Source organism: Mesorhizobium sp. M4A.F.Ca.ET.050.02.1.1, from assembly GCF_003997725.1.
Lineage (GTDB): Bacteria > Pseudomonadota > Alphaproteobacteria > Rhizobiales > Rhizobiaceae > Mesorhizobium.
In genome coordinates this window covers 1-3,374 of sequence record NZ_RZSG01000661.1, presented here as the reverse complement: position 1 = coordinate 3,374, position 3,374 = coordinate 1, and the positions used below count along the sequence as shown (strand labels likewise).

General features: G+C 62.4%; 4 protein-coding genes and 1 pseudogene. All 5 read right to left on the bottom strand.

Going from position 1 to position 3,374, the window contains the following annotated elements:
• Nucleotides 1-250, bottom strand: a pseudogene (locus EOA33_RS28900) (DNA-directed RNA polymerase subunit alpha); the annotation flags it as partial.
• 102 nt (nt 251-352) lie between these two features.
• Nucleotides 353-742 (bottom strand): 30S ribosomal protein S11, encoded by a 390-nt coding sequence (gene rpsK / locus EOA33_RS28895; RefSeq protein WP_006205444.1) that lies wholly within the window; start codon nt 740-742, stop codon nt 353-355.
• Between the two features lie 158 nt (nt 743-900).
• Complete coding sequence (gene rpsM, locus EOA33_RS28890; RefSeq protein WP_006205445.1) at nt 901-1,269, bottom strand: 30S ribosomal protein S13; 369 nt, start codon at nt 1,267-1,269, stop codon at nt 901-903.
• A gap of 188 nt (nt 1,270-1,457) precedes the next feature.
• Complete coding sequence (locus EOA33_RS28885; protein WP_127407195.1) at nt 1,458-2,057, bottom strand: adenylate kinase; 600 nt, start codon at nt 2,055-2,057, stop codon at nt 1,458-1,460.
• Nucleotides 2,054-3,361, bottom strand: coding sequence for a preprotein translocase subunit SecY (gene secY, locus EOA33_RS28880; protein ID WP_245482465.1), 1,308 nt, complete (start codon nt 3,359-3,361; stop codon nt 2,054-2,056). Before secY ends, EOA33_RS28885 begins: the two co-directional genes overlap by 4 nt.
• Nucleotides 3,362-3,374: the final 13 nt, after the last annotated feature.

Here is a 3,374-nt window from a genome sequence, read left to right as displayed (position 1 = left end):
GCACGATATCGGTCACGTCCTCACGCACGCCGGCGATGGACGAGAATTCGTGCAGGACGCCGTCGATTTGCACGGCGGTGACGGCCGCGCCACGCAGCGAAGACAGAAGCACGCGCCGGAGCGCGTTGCCCAGCGTGAGGCCGAAGCCGCGCTCGAGCGGCTCGGCCACCAGCGTGGTCAGCGTCTTCTTCTTCGACGAGAACTCGATCTTGTTCGGCTTGATCAGTTCCTGCCAGTTTTTCTGGATCATGATGCTTTCCTTCCGTTGCCCCGCCACCATCCAATCGTGGCGGGCGACCTGGAATGCCGCGGAGGAACGCTTTTTGGCGTTCGCGCGGCGTTCGATAGTTCCTTAGACGCGGCGCTTCTTGCGCGGGCGGCAGCCATTGTGCGGGATCGGCGTCACATCACGGATCGAGGTGATGGTGAAGCCGGCGGCCTGCAGCGCGCGCAGCGCCGATTCACGACCGGAGCCAGGTCCGCAGACCTCGACCTCGAGCATGCGCATGCCGTGTTCCTGCGCCTTCTTGGCGACATCCTCGGCGGCCATCTGGGCGGCGAACGGGGTCGACTTGCGCGAACCTTTGAAGCCCTGGGCGCCGGCCGACGACCAGGCGATCGAATTGCCCTGCGCGTCGGTGATGGTGATCATCGTGTTGTTGAAGGTCGAATTGACGTGGGCAACGCCCGACGAGATGTTCTTGCGTTCGCGACGGCGAACACGAGCGGCTTCCTTGGCCATGGTAGTCCTTTCAGTTGATCTCTACACCGCCGTAGTGCCAGCGGCTCCACCTTGGTAAGGGAGTAGGGGAATAGGGAAGTAAGGGAGTAGGGAAACAAATGATCCGATTTTCGGACTATTCCCTACTGCCTTACTCCCCTACTCCCTTATTCCCCTAATTACTTCTTCTTGCCGGCGATCGACTTGGCCGGGCCCTTGCGGGTACGTGCGTTGGTATGCGTGCGCTGGCCGCGGACCGGCAGCGAGCGGCGGTGACGCAGGCCGCGATAGCAGCCGAGGTCCATGAGCCGCTTGATGTTCATCGACACTTCGCGGCGCAGGTCGCCTTCGACCTGGTAGTCGCGGTCGATCGTCTCGCGGATCTGCAGCACTTCCGCGTCGGTCAGCTGGTTGACGCGGCGCTCGGCCGGGATGCCGACCTTGTCGACGATCTCCTGGGCGAACTTCTTGCCAATGCCGTGAATGTACTGAAGCGCGATGACAACGCGCTTGTTGGTCGGAATGTTGACGCCGGCTATACGAGCCATCTTCTCTCATCTCCATATGGGCCGGACGCGCCGGCGCTTCAAGTTGCCCCGCGTCCGGTGGAGGCCGGCCCTTGCGGGAGTTTCCAGTTCAAAGCGGCCGCCTTGCCCTTGCGGACAAGCAAAGCCTATGCCTGATGGAAGACGGGCCGCCATACCCCAGCGGACCGCTACAGTCAAGCGCTGTTTCTCTATGCCGCCGCCTGCGAGACGGATTTGAGCACCGCTTCGATCTCTCTCGTGACGGTGTCTATGTCGGCCATGCCGTCGACGCTCTTCAGCCTGCCCTTGGCGTAGTAGTAGCCAATGAGTGGAGCGGTCTTCTTGTAGTACTCCCGCAAGCGCTCCTCGAACACGGCTGGATTGTCATCCTTGCGCACCGGCTGGCCGGCGGCCTTGGCATCCTCGGCGCGCTTGACGATTCGCCCAACCAGCGCCTTGTCATCGACGACGAGCTCGATCACGGCGTCGAGATGGAGGCCACGATCCGCGAGCATCGTTTCGACCGCATCGGCCTGCACAAGGGTGCGTGGATAGCCGTCGAGGATGAAGCCATTTGCGCAATCAGCTTGGTCGATGCGCTCGGCCACGATGGCATTGACGATGGCATCGGAAACAAGCTCGCCGGCATCCATCACCGCCTTGGCCCGCTTGCCGACCTCGGTACCGGCCTGCACAGCGGCACGCAGCATGTCACCGGTCGAGAGCTGGGGTATGCGGAACTTCTCTACCAGTCTTTGCGCTTGCGTCCCCTTGCCCGCCCCCGGCGGTCCAAGCAATATCAGCCTCATCTGGTCCTCTTCCCCCCGCGCAACTTCGACTTCTTGATCAGGCCCTCATACTGGTGCGCGATCAGGTGACCCTGAATCTGCGCCACCGTATCGAGCGTTACACTGACCACGATCAGAAGCGATGTGCCACCAAGGTAGAATGGTACGCCAGTCGCTGAAATTAGGAATTCGGGCAGCAGGCACACCAGCACCAGGTAGATGGCGCCGATGACGGTGATGCGCGTGAGAACATAGTCGATGTAATCGGCGGTGCGCTCGCCCGGGCGGTAGCCTGGAATGAAGCCGGAATGCTTCTTGAGCTGGTCGGCGGTGTCCTTCGGGTTGAAAACGATCGCGGTGTAGAAGAAGGCGAAGAACACAATCATCGCCGCGTAGAATGCCATGTAGAGCGGTTGTCCATGGCCCAGCGAGGCAAGGATTGTGCTTGCCCATGCGGGCATGTTGGCCGTCTGCGAAAAGCCGGCGATCGTTGCCGGCAGCAGAAGCAGCGAGGACGCGAAGATCGGCGGGATGACGCCCGAGGTGTTGAGCTTCAGCGGCAAATGCGAGGTGTCGCCCTGGAACATCCGGTTGCCGACCTGGCGCTTCGGGTACTGGATCAGCAGGCGGCGCTGCGCGCGCTCGAAGAACACGATAAGCGCAATGACGACGATGGCGAGCACGATGATCGCCAGGATCAGCCCGGTCGACAGGGCGCCGGTGCGGCCGAGCTCCAGCGTGCCGGAGATGGCACGCGGCAGGCCGGCGACGATGCCGGAGAAGATGATCAGCGAAATGCCGTTGCCGATGCCGCGCGCGGTGATCTGCTCACCGAGCCACATCAGGAACATCGTGCCGCCGACCAGCGTGACGACGGTGGAGATTCGGAAGAACATGCCGGGATCGTTGACAATGCCGTTGCCGCCCTCCAGTCCGACGGAGATGCCGTAGGCCTGCACCAGGGCCAGGAGCACGGTGCCGTAGCGCGTGTACTGGTTGATGATCTTGCGGCCCTGCTCGCCTTCCTTCTTCAGCGCTTCCAGCGACGGAATGACCGAGGTCATCAGCTGCATGATGATGGAGGCGGAGATGTAGGGCATGATGCCCAGCGCGAAGATCGCCATGCGCTGCACCGCGCCGCCGGCGAACATGTTGAACATGCCGAGCACGCCCTTGCTCTGCGAGGAGAAGGCCTGGGCGAACGCGTCGGGATTGATGCCGGGCAGCGGGATATAGGTGCCGAGCCGGTAGACGAGCAGCGCGCCGACGGTGAACCAGATGCGTTTCTTCAGGTCCTCGGCCTTGGCGAAGGCCGAAAAATTCAGATTCGAGGCTAGT

Excerpts from the sequence above, each read along its gene's own strand:
- EOA33_RS28885 (WP_127407195.1), bottom strand. The coding sequence starts at position 2,057 with ATGAGGCTGATATTGCTTGGACCGCCGGGGGCGGGCAAGGGGACGCAA.
- rpsM (WP_006205445.1), bottom strand. The coding sequence starts at position 1,269 with ATGGCTCGTATAGCCGGCGTCAACATTCCGACCAACAAGCGCGTTGTC.
- rpsK (WP_006205444.1), bottom strand. The coding sequence starts at position 742 with ATGGCCAAGGAAGCCGCTCGTGTTCGCCGTCGCGAACGCAAGAACATC.